At 37.5% G+C, this 21,257-nt stretch carries 18 protein-coding genes; 13 read left to right on the top strand and 5 right to left on the bottom strand.

What is annotated here, in order from left to right; all coding sequences use genetic code 11:
* Nucleotides 1-50: 50 nt before the first annotated feature.
* Nucleotides 51-743: a putative periplasmic lipoprotein gene (locus tag HMPREF3270_RS05680; protein WP_070848898.1), complete on the top strand. Its 693-nt coding sequence runs from the start codon at nt 51-53 to the stop codon at nt 741-743.
* A gap of 173 nt (nt 744-916) precedes the next feature.
* Here HMPREF3270_RS05680 and HMPREF3270_RS05675 read toward each other — a convergent pair whose 3' ends face one another.
* The gene (locus HMPREF3270_RS05675; protein ID WP_060804399.1) at nt 917-1,849 is read right to left on the bottom strand and encodes an NAD-dependent epimerase/dehydratase family protein; all 933 of its coding nucleotides are present in this window, start codon (nt 1,847-1,849) and stop codon (nt 917-919) included.
* Nucleotides 1,850-2,124: 275 nt separating this feature from the next.
* On the opposite strand from HMPREF3270_RS05675, the gene HMPREF3270_RS05670 reads away from it, so the two are divergent.
* The 3 genes from HMPREF3270_RS05670 to HMPREF3270_RS05660 are packed head-to-tail and all read left to right on the top strand — an operon-like array spanning nt 2,125 to nt 4,601.
* Nucleotides 2,125-2,847: a MerR family transcriptional regulator gene (locus HMPREF3270_RS05670; RefSeq protein WP_070848900.1), complete on the top strand. Its 723-nt coding sequence runs from the start codon at nt 2,125-2,127 to the stop codon at nt 2,845-2,847.
* A 16-nt stretch (nt 2,848-2,863) separates the two neighbouring features.
* Complete coding sequence (locus HMPREF3270_RS05665) at nt 2,864-3,790, top strand: ABC transporter ATP-binding protein (RefSeq protein ID WP_070848902.1); 927 nt, start codon at nt 2,864-2,866, stop codon at nt 3,788-3,790.
* Between the two features lies 1 nt (nt 3,791).
* The gene (locus HMPREF3270_RS05660) at nt 3,792-4,601 is read left to right on the top strand and encodes an ABC transporter permease subunit (protein ID WP_070848904.1); all 810 of its coding nucleotides are present in this window, start codon (nt 3,792-3,794) and stop codon (nt 4,599-4,601) included.
* Between the two features lie 29 nt (nt 4,602-4,630).
* Here the strand turns inward: HMPREF3270_RS05660 and HMPREF3270_RS05655 are convergent, their stop codons facing one another.
* The 3 genes from HMPREF3270_RS05655 to HMPREF3270_RS05645 all read right to left on the bottom strand — a co-directional run bounded on the left by HMPREF3270_RS05655 (nt 4,631) and on the right by HMPREF3270_RS05645 (nt 8,889).
* Nucleotides 4,631-5,803 (bottom strand): spr1629 family repressor/antitoxin, encoded by a 1,173-nt coding sequence (locus HMPREF3270_RS05655; RefSeq protein ID WP_070848906.1) that lies wholly within the window; start codon nt 5,801-5,803, stop codon nt 4,631-4,633.
* A 165-nt stretch (nt 5,804-5,968) separates the two neighbouring features.
* A complete protein-coding gene (locus HMPREF3270_RS05650; protein ID WP_070848908.1) occupies nt 5,969-7,216 on the bottom strand; it encodes a Zn-dependent hydrolase in 1,248 nt (415 codons plus the stop codon).
* A gap of 47 nt (nt 7,217-7,263) precedes the next feature.
* Nucleotides 7,264-8,889: a PucR family transcriptional regulator gene (locus HMPREF3270_RS05645; protein WP_070848910.1), complete on the bottom strand. Its 1,626-nt coding sequence runs from the start codon at nt 8,887-8,889 to the stop codon at nt 7,264-7,266.
* A 359-nt stretch (nt 8,890-9,248) separates the two neighbouring features.
* On the opposite strand from HMPREF3270_RS05645, the gene HMPREF3270_RS05640 reads away from it, so the two are divergent.
* A complete protein-coding gene (locus tag HMPREF3270_RS05640; RefSeq protein ID WP_002479904.1) occupies nt 9,249-10,742 on the top strand; it encodes an allantoin permease in 1,494 nt (497 codons plus the stop codon).
* Entirely contained in the window at nt 10,732-12,093 is a 1,362-nt protein-coding gene (allB, locus tag HMPREF3270_RS05635) for an allantoinase AllB (RefSeq protein WP_070848912.1), read from the top strand. Before HMPREF3270_RS05640 ends, allB begins: the two co-directional genes overlap by 11 nt.
* 94 nt (nt 12,094-12,187) lie before the next feature.
* Here the strand turns inward: allB and HMPREF3270_RS05630 are convergent, their stop codons facing one another.
* The gene (locus HMPREF3270_RS05630; protein WP_070625352.1) at nt 12,188-13,003 is read right to left on the bottom strand and encodes an alpha/beta hydrolase; all 816 of its coding nucleotides are present in this window, start codon (nt 13,001-13,003) and stop codon (nt 12,188-12,190) included.
* A gap of 194 nt (nt 13,004-13,197) precedes the next feature.
* On the opposite strand from HMPREF3270_RS05630, the gene allC reads away from it, so the two are divergent.
* The 7 genes from allC (at nt 13,198) to HMPREF3270_RS05595 (ending at nt 21,250) form a co-directional block, all read left to right on the top strand.
* Nucleotides 13,198-14,430, top strand: a complete 1,233-nt coding sequence (gene allC / locus HMPREF3270_RS05625) for an allantoate deiminase (protein ID WP_070848914.1) — start codon at nt 13,198-13,200, stop codon at nt 14,428-14,430.
* Between the two features lie 23 nt (nt 14,431-14,453).
* Entirely contained in the window at nt 14,454-15,242 is a 789-nt protein-coding gene (gene allE / locus HMPREF3270_RS05620) for a (S)-ureidoglycine aminohydrolase (protein ID WP_002479900.1), read from the top strand.
* A gap of 17 nt (nt 15,243-15,259) precedes the next feature.
* A complete protein-coding gene (gene allD, locus HMPREF3270_RS05615; RefSeq protein WP_070867184.1) occupies nt 15,260-16,291 on the top strand; it encodes an ureidoglycolate dehydrogenase in 1,032 nt (343 codons plus the stop codon).
* 107 nt (nt 16,292-16,398) lie between these two features.
* The gene (gene allD, locus HMPREF3270_RS05610; protein ID WP_002479898.1) at nt 16,399-17,448 is read left to right on the top strand and encodes an ureidoglycolate dehydrogenase; all 1,050 of its coding nucleotides are present in this window, start codon (nt 16,399-16,401) and stop codon (nt 17,446-17,448) included.
* A gap of 15 nt (nt 17,449-17,463) precedes the next feature.
* A complete protein-coding gene (locus tag HMPREF3270_RS05605; protein ID WP_002479897.1) occupies nt 17,464-19,215 on the top strand; it encodes an acyl-CoA synthetase FdrA in 1,752 nt (583 codons plus the stop codon).
* A complete protein-coding gene (locus HMPREF3270_RS05600) occupies nt 19,215-20,480 on the top strand; it encodes a YlbE family protein (protein WP_002479896.1) in 1,266 nt (421 codons plus the stop codon). The genes HMPREF3270_RS05605 and HMPREF3270_RS05600 overlap by 1 nt, the downstream gene beginning before the upstream one ends.
* On the top strand, nt 20,477-21,250 hold the full coding sequence (locus HMPREF3270_RS05595; RefSeq protein WP_070848918.1) for an oxamate carbamoyltransferase subunit AllH family protein: 774 nt from the start codon (nt 20,477-20,479) through the stop codon (nt 21,248-21,250). Before HMPREF3270_RS05600 ends, HMPREF3270_RS05595 begins: the two co-directional genes overlap by 4 nt.
* The last annotated feature ends 7 nt before the right edge of the window (nt 21,251-21,257 follow it).

Genomic DNA, 21,257 nt, shown 5'->3' with positions numbered 1-21,257 from the left:
GACTCGTAAATCATACGAGTCCTATACCTTTATACATAGGAGGCAACAAAATGAAGAAATTTTTAACATATACTGCGGCAGTCGCAAGCTTGAGCTTATTATTAACAGGATGCAGCGATCAACAAGAGAAAAAGACAAGTGACGCTAAAGCACAGACACAACAAAATCAACCAGCCTCAAGTTCTAAAGATATTAAAATAAACAAAGAGAAATTATCTAGTCAAGATCAAGCAAAATTAAAAGAAGAAGTGATGAAGTGGGCAGACAAACGTGCTAAGCAACAAGGTTTAGCAGCTTCTAACCGTTATTTTGGAGCAGGGGAAATTTCAACAGGAGACTGGTATGCGATGACACCTAAAGGTGAGCTGCAAGTCAGTAATCAAAATGAACCAGGTCCTAAAGCTTTTGAAAGTCATAATTTAGTAGGTGTGGTATTTTATCACTCTAATCAAGGTGTAACAGGATTTGATGAGAAAGCGAAAGATTTATCTAATATAGAAGGTTATCGTAATGTGTCAGATTTAAATCAACCTGTTACAAAATACTTATTCGCAGATGACGGTAAAGTTTACGAATGCCAATTTAAACCGAGTCAACAAGTAACATTGTCTTCAGGGTTTGCGCCAAAAGACCATAATGACAAAGATCCTAACTTAAGACCAGACGAGTTATTTAAACCGACTGAAGATGAAACTGCGACAGAATTAATGAATCAATTGATTAAGCAATACGGTAAACAATGATGTACAAATATGTGCATAAGCTTTAATAATTTTGTTTAATTTGTACATATTTAAAATAAGAAAGTCATAGTAATATACAGAATAGAAGTTGATTTCTTATAAGTACCCTAATGAATTGAAATGCTAAAATTCCCAAGCGAACGATTGCCGCTTGGGAATTTTTTATTTTAAAGTTAATTTTTATTATATTCTAGATACTCCGCAATACCTTTAGATACAGGATATTCAGGTTGATAACCTAATGCTTTTAACGGTGTCACATCTGAACGAGAATATTTAATGTCTCCTGCACGTTCGTCTTCAAATGAATAATGAACTTCATAACCGAAGTAGTCAGAAAAGGCTTTGAAAACAGTTAGTAAATCTGTTTCATCTCCAGTACCCGCATTATAAATCTTTCCGTTTGTTTCTTCTTTTTCTAACACAATCCAAATTGCTTGAAGTAAATCTTTGATGTAAATAAAGTCACGTGTTTGTTTGCCGTCACCAAAGAAAGTAAAGTCAGCTTTGTTTAAGAATTTTTGATTTAAAATTGATAATACCCCTGAGTAGTCTGACTCTGGATTTTGTCTTGGACCATAAACGTTGAAGAAACGTAAAGAAACAGTCGGCAAGTTATAGAGTGAATGATAAATCTTTGTATACTGTTCACTTGCGAATTTTTGTACTGCATAAGGTGATAAAGGATTAATTTTGGAATCTGTTGATTTTGGTAAATCTGGCAAATCACCATAAATTGCGGCAGATGAAGCAAATAAGAATTTTTTCAAATTCGGGTTATGTTGGCGATTTGCTTCTAATAAATGAATCGTTGAATCAATGTTATCCCCATTAGATTCAACTGGTTTGCCCACAGTTTCTACGACACTGACCATTGCGGCTAAATGAAAGACGTAATCGAATTGATGCACTTTCACAAGTTCTTCGAGTAATTCAAAGTCTTTCACGTCATTTTGATAAAAATGATCTTCATCTATAAAAGGAATATTGTCTCGTTTACCTGTAGAGAGGTTATCTACGACAAACACTTCTCCACCTTCGTTGTTAAATTTCTCTGCGATGTGCGAACCGATAAAACCAGCGCCCCCTGTAATCAATACTTTCATAATAAGTACCTTCCTTGTTAGAAAATTAATGTCTTATATCTATTTTAATATGTATACGTCTAAAGTGTAGCATTATACTTTAAAAGTTGAAAGACAAAAGACATGTTAAACTATTAAAATTATGTAAAGGAACAAAACGCTGTCATGACAATGTTTATAAGACATACGGCAGTCTGACTTTACACTAATTTAATAATAAAGTGCTTGCTAGTGACGCAACGTTATAGCGTAAGCTAAGAGTGTAGAGAAATTAAAGAGGCAAGGAGGAAGTTTAAATGGAATATTCAACAGGTGAATTAGCCAAAGCTTGTGAAGTATCTGTCAGAACAGTCCAATATTATGACCAAAAAGGATTGCTGAAACCAAGTCGTGTTGAACATAATCGCAGAGTATATAGTGAAGCAGATAAAACACAATTAGAAAGTATTGTTTTATTAAAAAGCATGGGCGTTTCGCTTCAAGAGATTCATCATATATTAAATGAATCAGAAGATACAGCGACATTAAAAGTTTTGTTGAAAAAGAAAGAAGTTGAATTAGAAAAAGCTTTAACTCAAACGAAACAAAAATTAGAACGTCTTCAAAAGTTAGATGAGCTTGTAGGAGATGACAGCACAGGTTTACTAGATAATGCGCATCATTTTGAACAATTATCATCACGTATGGACCAAATGAGTCAGATTCGTCGTAATATGTTAATAACTGGTATTGCTGTTGGTAGCTATCAAGCCAGTACTTTAGTACGTGCACTAACTAAAAAAGATTGGAAAATTTGGGCGAAAGCCATTCCGTTCAGAGTGCTTGTTGCGGCAGGGTTAACAGCGTATTACTACCAAAATGTCAGTTACGTTTGTCCAAATTGCCAAACAGTCTTCAAACCTAAATTAAGTCACATGATTTTCGCTAATCATACATTCAAAACGCGCAAACTCACATGTCTAAATTGCGGTGAAACGCATTATTGTATTGAGGTAGCGGATAACAATAAGTTGATTTGAAGAGAGGAAGATCATCATGATTGCGAAAATTGAACATTTATCTAAAAGTTTTGGAGATGTGGAAGTTATAAAGGATATTTCGTTTGAGTTAGAAACAGGAAAAATTCATGCGATACTTGGTCCGAATGGTTCCGGTAAAACAACAACCATAAAATTGATGACCGGTTTGTTGAAACCGGATAAAGGTGTGGTCACCTTATTTGATCAATCTTTAGACCAACCGCACTTCAATGAAGTACGACAAGCTATGGCTGTCCAAAATGATGGGGCTTTATATGAAAATTTAACTGTTGCTCAAAATTTAAAGTTTTGGGCGCAGTTGTATGGTTTAGATACAACTGATTTTAATCAAAACAGTACTTATTTATTAAAAGTGTTTGATATTGAAGCACATATGCAGGCCAAAGCAGGTGCTTTAAGTAAAGGTATGAAACAAAAGGTATTGTTAATTCGAGCGATGATGACAAACCCTAAATTATTAATATTAGATGAACCAACTTCAGGGTTGGATCCTATTGCTTCAGAACGCTTTATTGAATTACTTAAACAGATGGCTAAAAAGCAAGGAACTACCATTTTAATGTGTACGCACCAACTTCAAGGTTTAGAAAAAATTGCGGATAATATTTTCATTATGAAAAAAGGAACATTTATTGCGCAAGGGACTGTATCACAATTGATACAAACAGAATGGCCGGGACATGAATTTCATTTAAAAGTGTCAGACGTTCAAGAAGCAGAACGTCTTTTAAGTCAAGCATCTATTGATCTAGTTTCTTTCTATGATGTTAGAGATGATCAATTGATTGTGAAAGTGGATGCATATAAGGACATTTCTGAAGTTATTACTATTTTAGTAAAAGAAAATATAAAGGTTTATGAAGTTACACAATATCAACATGCGTTACAAGAACTCTATGAGAAAAAAGTAGGTGGTTTATAAGATGAATGCACATCGTATCAAAGCATTGGTTAAAAAAGAATTGTTAGAAATGATGTATGATAAGTCGACGTTATATCCTATGCTTTTCATCGCTGTCTTTTTCAGCGTCATACTGCCGAATATCTTGATTATTTTCAGTACGAAAGTTGATTTAGTTAATTTGCCGAGTGAATTTGAAAAATCGATTCACCAGTTAAATACACTTAATTTACCTGTTCATGCATCACCTGAACATATTTTAATTTATATAGTATTGATGTATTTCTTAATGCCACTCTTTCTTTTGATGCCAGTCATTATTTCTAATGCTTCTGCGAGTTATAGCTTTGTGGGAGAAAAAGAACACAAAACGTTAGAGGGATTGTTGTATACACCATTATCAGATAAAGAAATGTTGTTAGGAAAAGTTATCGCATCTTTTATACCTTCCATCGTCATCACATATGGCGCCATTGTACTCTATGGTATAACAGTGAATTTATTTGGTTGGAAACAATTCCATCAATTAATTTTTCCTAATGGAGCATGGCTCTCTTTAATTCTGTTGATTATACCATCAATGACTTTTCTTTCGATATGTCTCGTGATGATGGTTGCGAATAAGGCAAAGAGTATGAAGTCAGCTCAAAGTGTTGCGTTATTCTTAGTTGTACCCATTATCGGTCTAATCATTTCTCAAGCTTCAGGTATTATGCTGTTAGGTTATCAAACCATCTTAATCGCAGGTTTCGTCTTAATTATCTTAGACATCATTATATTCTTATTACTTGTGAAGTCATTTAATAGGGATAAAATGGTTTCGAAATTATAAATGTGTAAATACAAAATATTCAATAGTTTTTAACGGTTATCAGAAGTGTCTATAAAATCGTATTTTAAAATTTCTTTAGGTTCTTTTTTAGTGAATTTATCAAATAAGCTTTGATTGATATTGGCTAACTGTGTTAAAAATTCAGGTTCTACTTTTAGGATGTCTAACAATTTTTGCGGTGTAATGAGTTTTCTTACGAACATGTATTCTAAATGAGCGGTTATTTTAATTGGATGTCTGCGTGCTAGTGTATCATCTAAAGGTTCAACCGCTTCATAATTCTTTTCATGAATCGCATGACAAAAAGCAATATATTCTTCAAATGTGAGTAATCCTAACTCATAAGCACGCTGACCCATGGCTTTGATAGATACATACCACTTCTGTTTTAATGGTGTGTAATCATCTGGATTAGACAAGTTAGATACTTTCTTCATATCTTCCTTAAATGCTTGTTCAGGCAATAGGAATGAAGAGGCGAAGATATTTGCTTCACGTTCTATATCTTGAAATTCTTCATAAGTGAGTAAATCAAATTGAATATGCTTATGTAACAGTAAATGACCTAATTCATGCGCAACATCAAACACGCTTTTTACCGCAAAATCATTGTTGTGGTTTAGAACAATATAAGGCATACCTTTTTCAGACCAAAAACTGAAAGGTTTCGCTTCGTTATTGATATTTGACTCGCATATACATAAACCTCCTTTTTCTAACATGAATAGCAACCTTAGGTTCGACGGTTCTTTTATAAGTAATGCGCGTGCTTTTTCAGCAGCGTTTTTAATAAAATTAATTTGGCTATTTGCTTGATCGTAAAGCTGCTCTATTTCAGCCGTGATGTCTAAAATCTGTTTAAAAGGTGATTTGACGAATCTTGATTGGAATTCTACAAAGTTCGCTAGATATATGGATTGGTAAAATTGTTGGGTGTGTGTATGAAAGTTGTAGTTGCTTATAGAAACATGTCCGCGTTGTACTGTATTGGTTCTAGAAAAGACTGTATGTTCGGCTGTTAGATAACTGGTTCTTACTTTGAAAAATTGACTTAAAGTTAAAGTGAGATTGAAATCAAAAGGTGCATGCTTATTCTCGCATTGTCTTAATTGGTATTCACTTATATTTAAGTGTTTAGCTAAAGCTTTGTAACTATAACCGTGTAATTGACTTAAGCGGACGAGTTGTTTTCCAATATTCATAGATGTTGTGTGCTCCTCTTATAGTTATGTAATTATGACTGACTTCTGATGGAGATGGAAAGTTGTTTGCTATTTATTATTTTATTATACATAAAACCCGAGAGGAAACATGAATTTTTCTCTCGGGTTTGTTTTAAGTGTTTGATATTCGGTTCGTTGTTGTTTTTATTGTAGTTTGACGTCTGCTTTTGCCACTTCAATGACTGTATCTATAAGTGTTTGAATACCTTTTTCAATTTCTTCTGGTTCAACAGACTCTTTAGGTGAGTGGCTGATACCGTCTTTACATGGAATGAACAACATGCTGGTAGGGCAGATTAATGCCATATTCATGGAATCATGACCGGCACCGCTGAACATGAAACGGTAACTGTAGTTATGGTGTTCGCACACTTGTTTAGTAATTTGGGCAATTTCTGCATTCAGACCTACAGGCATATCTTGTCCTAAGTCTTTAACCTCAGCTTGTATATTACGACGTTTTGTAATCTCTGAAATGGCTTGTTGTACCTCAGTCGCAACTTGTTCACGTGATTCTAATTCTTTACCTCGAATATCAATCAATAATGTTACATCGCCAGGGATAGCATTCATGATATTAGGGAAGGCATCTAAATGACCGACTGTCGCAACGACACCTGCTTTATGGTAATGTTGCGCGATGGCTTCAACTTGTAAGATGATTTCTGATGCGGCAGTTAAAGCGTCATAACGCATTGGCATAGGTGTTGATCCGGAATGACTTGTTTCACCTGTTAATTTAACTTTAAAACGGTGAGGTGCTGCGATATGTGTCACAATCCCAATGTCTTTGTGTTTGTTTTGTAAGATAGGTCCTTGTTCGATATGCAGTTCTAAGAAGGCCTTTAAATCTCCTTGATGATAGAAATCTTGTTCTGAAGGTAAGCTTTGTTTTAAAGTGTCGACCAATTGGAATAGCGTTTTGCCTTCATTATCTTTAATTTCTTTCATATCGTCTTGAGACAAGTTGCCTGTAATGTATTTACTGCCGAGTGTCGCAGTGTTGAAACGTGCAGATTCTTCTGCCGTAAATGCGACGATTTCAATTGGATGATCTGTTTCAATTTGGTGTTCGTTTAAATGCAGCATGAGTTGTAATGCAGCTACAACACCAAGTAAGCCGTCGTAACGTCCGCCATCTTTTACGGTATCGATATGTGATCCGATCATAACGGGCGGTAAGTTAGGTTTTTTACCTTCTCTTCTTGCGATGACGTTGCCGAAGTAGTCGAAGCGGACATCTAATCCTGCTTCTTGGCACAGCATTGAGAATTTCAATGCGGCTAAGCGTTCAGCGTGACGAAAGGCAATGCGGTTTGTGCCGCCTGTTTCTGTATTAAAACCATAGTTATTAAAAGTGTCTAAATGAGACATGACAGTATCTAAATTCATGGAGCTCCCCCTGTTTGATTAATGATTGATAGATAGTTATAACGTTATTATTGATCGAAGAGTATTTCTTCTGATGCATATAATGCGAGACGAATATTTAATGAGTTGAACGGATCTTCAACCGTGCAACCTAATATTTCTTCACAATTTTTAATTCGATATTTTACAGTGTTACGGTGAATGAACATTTTCTTCGCAGTTTTGGTAATATCACATTGATAATCCATGTACATTTTAAGCGTATCTTTTAACTCTTCATCCTTTTTCGTTTTAGGATAGGCTAGGTCACCTAAAGTATGTTGAATGAAAGGTTTCAATTTACTTGGCGGCAACAGCTGTAAGAGTTCTTTCATACTCTTTGATTGATAGAAGTTCATGAATGCTTTACGTGCTTTATCTAAGCCGCTTTCATAAGCTTCGTTCGCTTCCATAAAGGACGTTGATAATTGAGAGAATTCTGTGACTCTATTACCAATCCCGAATGAAATACTGCTGTCGAAGAACTCATGGTATTCTTGTTGAATATGTTTTAAGTAATTTAAATAATATTCATGTTTAGATTGTAGTAAAATCGCAAATCTGCGATTACTTGGCATACTGTAAACACTGATACGTGAATCTAAATCTGTGAGTTTGTGTATGAGCCATGTGTAAACGAATTGATAACGCTCTTCAACGTATTGACTGTTTTCTAAATTATCCATTGGGTCAATGGCACAGATAATGACTTGATAATAATCGGAAGGGTAAATACCGTATTGTTCAAATAAAATCGGATGATTATGAACAGATAAAGATTGATCAGAACGATTCGTAATCAGGGATTCAAAGAAACGATTGATATCTGAGTGTTCAGCTTCTTCAATCTTTTTATTTTTATATATCGCAAAGCTCAATGTTGAGACAATTTGTTCAATCGTTAATAAACTGAAAGGATAAGACAGCTTATTGATATCTGACACCATTAAATAATATGGGAAATAAGCATAGGCTTGTACTTTGAAAATCGCCACGTCATTAGTGAACTTCGTTTGATTGCGAGTAATTGTATTAGCGTTTTCTGAACGTAAGTATTCTAAAAAGTAACGGATATGTTGTTGTTTCAACAAATTATTCTGTTGGTAATGCCAGCTTTGAGAATCAACCATATAGAATGGATTGAATAACAGAACGGGTACGCCTAAAATACGGCTCATTCTTTCTATCATTGTTTCGACTCCGAAACCCTTAATCAGCATATCGTTCAGTTCTTCTTGAATATTCAAAGCGTAGTTTAATTTAGCTGTTTGTTCATCTGAAATATAAGTTGAAATTTGTCTTGTGATTTCCCCTAAATTCCACTCTTCAGAGATTTCTATCAATGGAAATTCTAATTCGTTTGCGTAATCAATCACTTCTTGATCGATATGTTTTAAATAACGAGACGTTTTAATACCTAACCCCGCGGTATCAATATCATTTAATTCTTTAATCATTTGTTTCAAGCCTGCTTGATTATCCCGAAATAATAACCCCGTCGTGAGTATAAATGACTCTTTAGCAGTGTAGTCTTTAATATCAATATTTTCTGTGATGTCTAAGTGGCGAACTTCTCTTTTTAAATCCCCATTTTCGTTAATGAGTTTCAACCCGGCAAAGCTCGGAGCAGCGAGTATATTTTGCAACGTCGGCATTTAATCACCTTCCTTAAAGTTGGTATGTTGAATTTCAGATGTTATTACAATGGTTTCTCTTTATACAAGTGAATTTACTTATTAATTCTATATGTTTATTTAAATGAGTAGTATTTAAACGCCTTCAAACACTCTATGTAATCGTCATTATAAGTTTTTGAATACTAAATGCTCTTGTTATTGTAACGCATCTACTGAAATAAATTTTAACATGAAATGACAGAATTTGTTCGAAATCGATAATTTTATAAAAAATTACTGTCAAACTGCACAAAGAAAAACGCTTCCAGTAACTGTAAAATTTTAAGTAAAGATTATACGTATAGTCATATTTATTCCAACTCAAAGGAGATATAGAAATGACGAAACAGGGGCAAGCGCAAAGCGGCATTCATGATGCGGCTTTCTTCGAACGCAGAGGCTATAACAAGGATGTTATGCCTAAAACAGACAGCCAAAGAAATATATCAACATTCAACTTCTTCACCCTTTGGATGGGTGCTGTCCATAACATTCCTAACTATACTGCCGTAGGCGGATTTTTGCTACTAGGGCTTTCGCCGTTACAAGTAATTTTCGCATTGATCTTCAGTTCATTTATTATTGCGACATTACTTGCGGTTAACGGTTATGCTGGTTCTAAATACGGCATTCCATTTGCCATGCAGTTACGTCAAACGTATGGTGACATCGGGGCAAAACTTCCTGGTGTGTTACGTGGTGTAATTGCGGGTATTGGTTGGTTCGGATTACAAACCTTCGCAGGCTCACAGGCATTACTCATTTTGCTTATTAAGATCTTCCCGGGGTTCGAGCATTTTGGTAATGGAACGACAATTTTAGGCATCACGATACCTGGTTTAATCGCATTTTTAGTATTCTGGGCTATTAACTTTGCGATTGGTATCGGCGGCGGTGAGACACTAAATAAATTCACTGCAGTTTTAAACCCGTTAATTTACATTGTATTCGGCGGTATGGCAATCTGGGGCTTCATGGTTGCCGGCGGCTGGGACAACATCATGCATTATGAAATCACAACAAAATCAAGTGGTATTATTTATCCAGCTATTTTATCATTCATCCTAATTTTCAACTCAATGATGGGTGTTTGGGCTGGACCTGGAGCAAGTGTTTCTGACTTTACACAAAAAGCAGTTTCAACACGTGCACAAATTGTAGGACAAGTTTCAGGTATTGTTGTTGCACACTTATTATTCGCATTCAGTAGTGTGTTCATCATTATCGGTGGTTCTATCTTCTTAGGTCACCAAGAATGGAATATCTTAACAATTATCAATAATTGGGATAATATCTGGACGATTTTAATCGCCACAGGTGTATTATTGATGACTACAATTTCAACGAACGCGACAAGTAATATCATTCCAGCAGCATATCAATTAAGTGTATTGATGCCGAAGTTGATTAACTATCGTCGTGGTGTAATTTTAGCTTCTGTTGTGAGTGTTCTGATTATGCCTTGGAAATTAATGGAAAATGAAGATAGTATTTTCGTTTTCTTAAATATGATCGGTGCAATTTTAGGGCCGGTTGCAGGTGTATTAATCGTACATTTCTACTTAATCAACAGATGTAAAGTCGACATCGAGAGATTGTATTTTGATACAAATAATCCAAATCATGGCGGATTAAGATTTAACTTCTCTGCTTATGTGGCTACAATTCTTGGTGTTGTTGTTTCACTATTAGGTTTCATTCCGAAATTCCAAGTCATTTCTGACTTCTCATGGTTTATCGGATTTTTCATCGCAGGCATTTCTTACATCATTTTATACGTGTTAGAAAAGAAATTTAGAAAGGATAAAGGAGAGAAAGCTAATGAAATATGATTTATTGATTAAAAATGGTCGTGTCATTTTAGACGAAGGCGAACAAGAAGTAGAAGTAGCTGTTAAAGACGGAAAAATCGCAGCAATTGGTCATGACTTAGGTGACGCAGAAAAAGTTATCGATGCAAAAGGACAAGTCGTTGCACCAGGTATGGTAGATGCACACGTGCATATTACAGAACCAGGCGGCGGCTACCGTGACGAGTGGGAAGGCTACGAAACAGGATTGAAAGGTGCTGCAAAAGGCGGCGTTACTACATTCGTTGAAATGCCTTTAAACCAAGTACCAGCAACAACTGATAGAGCATCAATCCAAGAAAAATTTGATGCAGGTAAAGGTAAATTATCAGCTGACGTTGCAAGTTATGGCGGTTTAGTGCCTTATAACTTAGATGGTGGTATCCAAGAATTAGACGAAGAAGGCGTTGTGGCTTACAAAGCGTTCTTAGCTACTTGTGGTGACCGTTCAATCGATGGCGACTTCGAAAACGTAGATGACTATTCACTTTACGAAGGTATGAAACAAATTGCGAAAACAGGTAAAATCTTATCTGTACACGCAGAAAATGCTGATATTACAGACCGTTTAGGCGAAATCGCTTATAAAAACGGCGAAAAATCATTGGCAGCTTACGTAGATTCAAGACCTGTATTCACAGAAGTTGAACCTATCCGCAAATTGATCTTATTCGCAAAAGAAACTGGCTGCCGTTTACACATCGTACACGTTGCATGTGAAGAAGGCGTGGATGAAGTTATTAAAGCACAACAAGAAGGTGTAGACGTAACATGTGAAACTTGTACACACTATCTATACTTCTACAAAGAAGAATTAGATGACATTGGTCCAGTTGTTAAATGTTCACCACCAATCCGTGAAGAATCACGCTTACCAGGTATGTGGGAACGTGTTATCAATGGTGACATCAACTTCGTAACATCTGACCACTCACCAAGTACACCTGACTTAAAAGATACTGATAACGCATTTGAAGCTTGGGGCGGTATCGCAGGTATCCAAAATAACGTGGATATCTTATTCGACGAAGGTGTTCAAAAACGCGACTTATCACTTAAACGTTTCGCTGAAATTATTGCGACTGAACCTGCAAAACGTTTCGGCTTAGACAACAAAGGTAGTATTGCAGTTGGTAAAGATGCAGACTTCGTCTTCATCAAACCAGAATCTTCATACACATTACAAGCTGAAGATTTAGAATACCGCAATAAATTAAGCCCATATGTAGGTCGTACAATTAACGCACAAGTTGCGAAAACAATTTTACGCGGTGAAGAAACTTACAGTCTTGAAGACGGTGTTTCTAATGATTTCCGTGGTGAATTTATCTAAGTCTTGGTTAAATTCAAATAAGTATGCATGCTGTATCACAGCATTAATATAAAAAAGGCCTCCGACATTTCAGTTCGGAGGCCTTTTGTCGCATTTAAACAAGATTTAATAAAAATGTTTTAGCTTGTTGGTAGATATCTAAATTAAAGTCATTCACTTCGCGATCAAAATCATGATCTTTGTTATCGAAAGCGATAAATTTAGTTTCTGGAATATTACGGTCTAAATGTTGAGCTTCACCGAAAGGTACATCTGGATCTTGTTTACCATGCACAATAAATGTAGGTGGAAATGCTTTAAGTGTTTTAGGCGCAATGTTATAGGCAGCATCTGTAGATTGTTGAATGCCTAGTAACTTCAGCCATTCGTTTTGTCCGCGTGCATAAAGGTAAATGAGATAACGTGTCTGTAAATCACCTTGTGTTAAAGGTTCTGTTTGAATCATATTATTTAACAGTTCTGGTGTGATTTGTTGAGACATGGCTTTGTATTGTGGATTCGCACGTAAGAATTGCGGTACGTGGAAACGGCTATAACCATAGAAATCAAGAATACCTTGGACATCGCGTTTAGATGCAACAATTAAAGATAAGAATGATCCTGCTGAACGACCGAATAAGAAAATTGGTAAGTCAGGATGATTAGCTTTGACATCATCGAATTGTGTTAATGCATCATTCATAATTGTATCGATATTGCTTTCAGGTGCTAAACGATAATCTGCTGAAATCATTGTGAAATCTTCAGTTAACAAATCAACGTAGGCCTGTGGTAAATCATCAGGTTGACCGAAAATTAAGCCGCCACCATGAAAGTAAAGAATGATACCTTTAGGTTCATTTTGAGCGGGTGTAATGAGTTGCGTTAATTGAAATTGGTCTTGGGTTGTGATGTGTTTTGTTTCTGACAACAAAAGAACCTCCTTTGGTTATGTTAGATTGCTTTAAATTGTTCATATTTACCCAAAATAATTATCGCAAATCTTATATCTATCGTATTTGTACAAAATGAATAAATACGAGGATGTTAATTGTCGGAATTGTGGATGTAGTAACAAAAGTAAACATTTATAATAGATGATGAGATGAAAAGGAGTTGTTGAATATGAACATCCGTTCCTCTTTTGAAGCTTTAGATAAGCAGTTTACCGCATATGGCGGTTTGATTGGCGGAGGAATTACACGCTTGCTTTATTCAGATGAATGGCAGCAAGCCGTGCATGCTTTAAAAGAAACATTAGAATCAGCTGGATTTGACGCAACTTTCGACGACATCGGCAACTTAACAGGTCGTTTAGAAGGCAGTAAATATCCAGATGAAAAAATTGTTTCAGGTTCACATATTGACACAGTCGTTGAAGGCGGTCATTTAGACGGTCAATACGGAATCTTAGCTGCTGTGACAGCAATGAAGGCACTTAAAGAAGAACACGGCCAACCGCTTCGTTCTCTAGAAGTCCTTGCCTTAGCTGAAGAAGAAGGCAGCCGTTTCCCATTCGCATTCTGGGGCAGTAAAAACTACTTCAATCTTGTAGACAAATCAGAAGTTGAAGAGATTGCAGACGCAGAAGGTGTGCGTTTTGAAGATGCGATGAGAGACTCTGGCTTTGACTACAGAAAACAAGACCAAAACCACGATGACATCAAAGCCTTTGTTGAAGTGCATATCGAGCAGGGGAAAGTGCTTGAAACTGAAAACAAAGCAATTGGTGTAGTGAATGGGATTGTCGGCCAAAAACGTTACACAGTTACATTAAAAGGTGAAGCGAACCACGCAGGTACAACACCAATGGGCTTAAGAAAAGACGCAGTTGTAGGATTTAGTGAGATTGCTTCTAAATTAACACAACGCGCTAGAGAAATCGGCGATCCGTTAGTACTGACTTTCGGCCGTGTTGATCCTGTACCGAACACAGTTAACGTAGTTCCAGGCGAAATTGTCTTCAGTATTGATACACGTCATATTGACCAAGACGCATTGAATCAATTCGCTGACGAAATCACAGAAACAATCAAATCAGTATCTGAGTCAGAAGGCTTAGAGTACGATATTGATTTATGGATGGACGAAGCCCCAGTATTAATGGACAAAGGTTTAGTAGATAGAATCGAACAATCAGCTGACCAAATAGTGGGTAAAGAACAATATAAAGTCATGGCATCAGGTGCCGGACACGATTCGCAAATCTTTGCGAAATTTGTTCCGACAGCAATGTTGTTCACGCCATCTATCAACGGCATCAGTCATAACGTTGAAGAAGAAACAAACATCGAAGACTTAGTAAAAGGAATCGAAGTATTAAAAGACGTTTTATATGAATTAGCTTACAAAGAATAATTAATGTAAAGGAGTTTTTAATAATGGGTTACTTAAATCACAATCAAGGTTATAGAGAAGGTTTATTAGAAACAAGAGCAGTTATCAAAAAAGACAATTACGCAGTTATCGTTCCAGACGGTTTAGTAAATAACGTAGTACCAGGATTCGAAGATTGCGACGTTACTATTTTAGGTTCACCACGTTTAGGTGCACGTTTCGTTGACTACCTAGTTACATTGAAAGACCAAGGCGGCAACACTCAAGGCTTCGGCGGAGACGGTATCCAAACATTCATCTATGTTGTATACGGAAACATCAATGCGTATGCTGGCGATGAAAAATATGAATTATCACAAGGCGGTTACTTATACGTACCAGCTGATCAAGTGATGAAATTCGAAAACAACAACAATAACGAAGACAGCCGCGTATTCTTATACAAAAAACGTTACCAACCACTTGAAGGTCACAAACCAGAAGTTGTGACAGGCAATGTTAATGACCTTAAAGCAGAACCATATGAAGGTATGAAAGAAGTATTAGTTCAAGACTTATTACCAAAAGATATCGCATATGACATGAACATTCACATCTTATCATTCGAACCAGGTGCTTCACATGGTTATGTTGAAACACACGTACAAGAACACGGTGCTTACGTATTAAGCGGCCGCGGTATGTACAACCTAGACAACGAATGGTTACCAGTAGACAAAGGTGACTATATCTTCATGGGTGCTTATGCTCCACAAGCAACTTATGCTATCGGCTTAGAAGAACCATTCGCATATATCTACTCTAAAGATGCTAACCGTGACATCGAACTATAAGAGAGGGTTTCTAAATCATGAGTGAAGAGAATTTAGTTTATGTTGGCTATGATGAGTTACGCCAATTATTTAAAGAAAAGCTTATGCTTGCAGGCATGCCTGACAAGTATGCAGACAAAGTCGCTGAGCTGATGGTATTCGCAGACGCACGTGGTATCCATTCACATGGTGCCGTGCGCTTGCGCTACTATGCAGAACGTACAGCAAAAGGCGGATTCAACTTAGAACCAGAAATTAAATTTGAAAAAACAGGCAAATCTACAGGTATTTATCACGCAGATAATACAGTGGGTCATTACGCAGCTTACCATGCGATGGAAGAAGCGATTCAAATGGCGAAAGAAAACGGTATTGCTGCAGTAGGTGTCAAAGAAATGGGACACAGCGGTGCGATTGGTTACTACACACAAATGGCTGGTAAACATGGTTTAGTGTCATTAAGTGTCTGCCAATCAGATCCGATGGTTGTACCGTTCGGAGGAACAAAACCTTACTTCGGTACGAACCCGATTGCATTTGGTGCACCTCGTAAAGACGGCAAGCCTATTGTCTTTGATATGGCTACAACTGTACAAGCGTGGGGTAAAATCTTAGACGCACGTTCAAAATATCATTCAATCCCAGATACTTGGGCAGTGGATGATAAAGGTGAACCGACGACAGACCCTTATAAAGTCAGCGCATTGTTGCCTGCAGCTGGACCGAAAGGTTACGGCTTGATGATGATGGTAGATATTCTATCAGGCAGCTTGCTTGGCTTACCATTTGGTCAGCATGTGTCTTCAATGTATGAAGATTACAGTGCGTACCGTCGTCTGGGCCAATTCCATTTAGTGATCAATCCAAGTTACTTCGGTGACGAGGAACAATTCTTATCACAAATGGAACAAATGGTTCAAGAACTTCATGACATCGATTCTGCGAAAGGCTTTGACCAAGTCTACTATCCAGGTGAAATTCAAGAAGATGTGGAAGCAAAATACGACGAAACAGGTATTCCAATTCCACAATCTATCTATGATTACATGAAGTCAGAACAAGTTTACTAATTCAATTGAATGAGCGGTGCTGGTCATTGCACCGGCACCGCTCTTTATTTAGTTTTGCAGACTAATAAATTGCAAGAATCTTCAAAAAAGTCAGGAGGGTTTTAGTGATGCGTGTTACAAAAAAAGAACTTTATGAGTTAATGAAAAATAAATTGATGAAAGCAGGTTTGCAAGAAGATGCAGCTGCTGACGTCTCAGATGTTTTAACATTCGCAGACCATCGCGGGATTCATTCTCATGGTGCAGTACGTGTTGAATATTACGCAGAGCGTATTGCCAAGGGTGGTATTAATGCTCATCCGAATTACGAGTTTGAAAAAACAGGTCCATCTTCTGCAGTGTTCCACGGCGACAATGGCCCAGGACACCAAGCAGCAAAACAAGCTATGGACAAAGCGATTGAAATGGCGAAAGAAAATGGTATCGCAGTTGTGGGTGTGAAAAACATCAGCCACAGTGGTGCGTTAGGCTATTTCGTTGAAATGGCAGCAGACCAAGATATGGTCGGCATCAGTATGTGTCAATCTGACCCAATGGTTGTACCATTCGGCGGAACTGAACCATATTTCGGTACGAACCCGATCGCTTTCAGTGCGCCGACAAATGATGATCGTGTGATCACATTTGATATGGCAACAACTGTACAAGCATGGGGCAAAGTGTTAGATGCACGTTCAAAAGGCCAATCTATCCCAGATACATGGGCAGTAGATGAAAACGGTGAACCTACTACAGATTCAAGAGCGGTACACGCTTTAGTACCTGTTGCAGGACCTAAAGGCTACGGCTTGATGATGATGGTAGACATTTTATCAGGCAGCTTGCTTGGTTTACCATTCGGCGGCCACGTGTCATCTATGTACAAAGATTTAACAAAAGGCAGAGATTTAGGCCAATTACACGTTGTAATTAACCCGGCTTACTTCACTGACCCTAAACAGTTCAAACAACAACTTTCAACAATGATTGATGAGTTGAAAGCACAACCAGCTGCGAAAGGTTATGGCGAAGTTTACTACCCAGGTGAACGTGGACGTTTACGTAGTGAACGCTATGACAAAGATGGTATTGAAATTGTAGATGACATCTATGACTACTTGAAGTCAGATGATGTGCATTATGACCGTTATCACGGTAAAAACAGATTTGCAGAATAATAATGGAGGACTATTATGTTATATACAATCATTAAAGAGAATACGTATCAAGACTCTATTGTATTGATGTTGTTATCAAACAAATTATCAGCAATGGACGGCGTTAATAAAGTATCAATTATGATGGGTACACCCGCAAACAAAGACATCTTCAGAGCTTCAGGCTTCGATTCACCTGAACTAGATGAAGCAAAACCAAATGACATTGTTATCATGATCGATACAGATGATGAATCAATGGTTGATGAAGTGAATCAACAAGTTGAAGATGAATTAAAAGGTAAAGCGGAAGACGATAAAGCTGAATCAACACAAGAAGTTTCTAACTGGAACCAAGCGTTAGATAAAGCTACTAATCCTAACCTTGCGTTAATTTCAGTGCCTGGTCAATATGCGGCTATGGAAGCTGAAACTGCATTAAGAAACAACTTGCATGTATTCATGTTCAGTGACAACGTACCTAAAGATGATGAAGTACGTTTGAAAGAAATGGCACATGACAAAGGTTTACTTGTAATGGGTCCTGACTGTGGTACAGGTATTATCCATTCATTACCATTAGCTTTCACTAACATCGTTAACAAAGGTGACATTGGTATCGTAGGTGCTTCAGGTACTGGTATCCAAGAAGTCACTACAATTGTTGACCGTGAAGGTAAAGGTGTAACTAACGCAATCGGTACAGGCGGCCGTGACTTATCAACAGAAGTCGGCGCAATCACAATGATGGACAGTATCAAAGCGTTAGCACAAGATCCAGCTGTTAAAGTCATTACAGTTGTTTCAAAACCACCAGCTAAAGAAGTAGAAGAAAAAGTATTGAACTTGCTTCGTAATATCGACAAACCAGTTGTGACATTATTCTTAGGTCACAAACCAGAATACACTGAAGCAAACATTTACCATGCATACACACTAGAAGAAGCTGCACGCGTATCAGTTCAACTTTCTAATGGTGAAAAACCTGAATTCAAACCAGCAACAAAAGAAATCAAAGCAACATTGAAAGATGGCCAAGACGGCATCAAAGGTTACTACTCAGGTGGTACATTAGCAAGCGAAGCAGCAATGCTTGTAAAAGATGCGTTCGACGGCTTAAAAGATGAAACTACAGAAGGTTTCACTTACAAAGCTGGCAACCATGAAATCATTGACTTAGGTGATGACATGTATACACAAGGTCGTCCTCACCCAATGATCGACCCAGGTAAACGTATCGAAAAATTACAAGAAGCTGCAAATGATGAAAACACTGCAGTAATCATGTTAGATAACGTAATCGGTTACGGCAGCCATGATGATATGGCAGGTCAATTAGCACCAGCTATCGAAGATATCATCAGCGAAGCAAAAGCAAATGGTCGTGACATTGCTGTATTAGCAACTGTTGTTGGTACAGAACACGATCCACAAAACTATGAACAACAAATCAAAACATTAGAAGAAGCAGGTGCACAAATCTGCGAAACAAACGATCAAATGGTACGTTCAGCAATCGAATTAACAGGTCATAAAGCTGAACAACCAGAATTGAAAGAAGAGTCATTCGACGCAACTTCAGTTGACTTATCTGTAGACGATAAGATTCTTCAATTAATCAACACAACTCCAAGCGTTATCAACGTTGGACTAAAAAGCTTTGCGACTGCAATTGATGAAAGCGGCGCAGACGTTGTGCAATTCAACTGGAGACCAGTTGCTGGCGGAGACGAAAAACTAATGAAAGTATTACAATTCTTAAACAACTATGAAGGAGAGTCTGTATAATGGGTTACCAAACAATTGATGAAGCAAACCAAGCTGTCATAGATAAAATGATCGCAGCAGCACCATTCCTAGTTGACGTGGTACCTGCGAAAGATAAAATTCCTGAATTGAAAGAGCATGTTTTACTACATGCAGGTCCACCGATTAAATATGAAAACATGACTGATCCAATGAAAGGTGCATGTATCGGTGCAATCTTATTCGAAGAATGGGCAAATGATGAAGATGCAGCACGTGAATTATTAGAGAATGATAAAATTGAATTCATTCCTTGTCATCACGTGAATGCAGTAGGACCAATGGGCGGTATCACTTCAATGAACATGCCTGTATTGGTTGTTGAAAACAGAGAAAGCGGCAACGAAGCTTATTGCCAAATGAACGAAGGTATCGGCGCAGTATTACGTTTCGGTGCTTACAATGAAACAGTTGTTAACCGTCTACACTGGATGAAAGACGTATTAGGTCCAGTATTAGGTAAAGCTGTTCGTCAAATGGAAGACGGCTTAAACGTTAACGTTTTAATTGCGAAAGCAATCGCAATGGGAGACGAATTCCACCAACGTAACATTGCAGCTTCACTTGCATTCTTAAAAGAAGTTGCGCCAATCATCTCTGAATTAGAAGATGTTGAACCAGAAAAACGTACAGAAGTTATTCAGTTCTTAGCAGACACTGACCAATTCTTCTTAAACGTTGCGATGGCAACAGGTAAAGCAATGATGGACGCAGCTCGTGAAATTCAACACGGTACAATCGTTACAGCAATGTGCCGTAACGGTGAAAACTTCGGTATCCGTATCGCTGGTATGGGTGACGAATGGTTCACAGCACCTGTAAATACACCACAAGGTTTATATTTCACAGGTTATTCATCAGACGATGCTAACCCTGATATCGGTGACTCAGCAATCACTGAAACAATCGGTGTCGGCGGTATGGCAATGATCGCAGCACCTGCAGTTACACGTTTCGTAGGTAGCGGCGGCTTTGCAGATGCCTTAGCAACTTCAGACGAAATGACTGAAATTTGTATTGGTGAGAACCCTAACTTCTCTATCCCGACTTGGGACTTCAAAGGTGCTTGCTTAGGTATCGATGCACGCTTAGTAGTTGAAAAAGGTATTACACCAGTGATCAACACAGGTATCGCACACAAAATTGCCGGCTTCGGTCAAATTGGTGCAGGTACAGTGCATCCACCAATCGAATGCTTCGAAAAAGCAATCACAGCTTATGCTGAAAAATTAGGATTTAATGGATGATTCTCACAGCACAAGCCATTGGCGCAAGTGCAAGCAGAATCTTGAATCATACAACAGAACTTAAAGTACACAGTTGCTTTAATAAAGGTTTAAATGTGGTGGATAAAGATGACAATCTCATCTTTATCGGTACCACTGAAAATGGGATGTTCCCATTTGGCGTTGTAGTTGATGCATACACTAGAGATCGATTACTACAATCGATTCAGGTGGGTCAAACGTTAAAAGCACATCCACGTGCTTTAGCGTTTGATCGCAATCTACAACTAAATATCAATGTGAATGTATTTAAAGCGAGTCAAAATTTTGAAGCCATTCATTTGAATCAATTAAAGGAGAGTATCCAAGCATTTGATTTTTGTGAATATGCTGACGGTGACTTTAATCCTGCTAAAATGCAATCGATTTATGATGCATTGTCAAACCCACATGGAGATGCGAAGACTGAATTACGCTATTTAATAGGTCGAGGACAAGGTTTGACGCCATCAGGCGATGATATGTTAGTCGGGATGTTGTTTGTTCACTTTATTAGACCGTTTATTCAGCCGCAGCATTTAACAGAAATTGAACAGCTGGTGGATGAACCTTTAACGACATTGGTCAGCCAAACCTTTTTAAAGTATGCCGTTAAACGTATTTTTAGTTCTAAATTAACTGATTTGATGGAAGACGCCTCTAAGTCGACGTTAGAAAAACTTCTCCAAGTAGGCTCATCATCAGGTAAAGACACACTTTATGGTATGTCTATAGCTTTATTGAAGGAGTGAAAGAAGA

This window comes from Staphylococcus sp. HMSC65H10 (assembly GCF_001839185.1).
Taxonomy (GTDB): Bacteria; Bacillota; Bacilli; order Staphylococcales; family Staphylococcaceae; genus Staphylococcus; species Staphylococcus simulans.
This window is presented reverse-complemented; position numbering and strand designations above follow the sequence as displayed.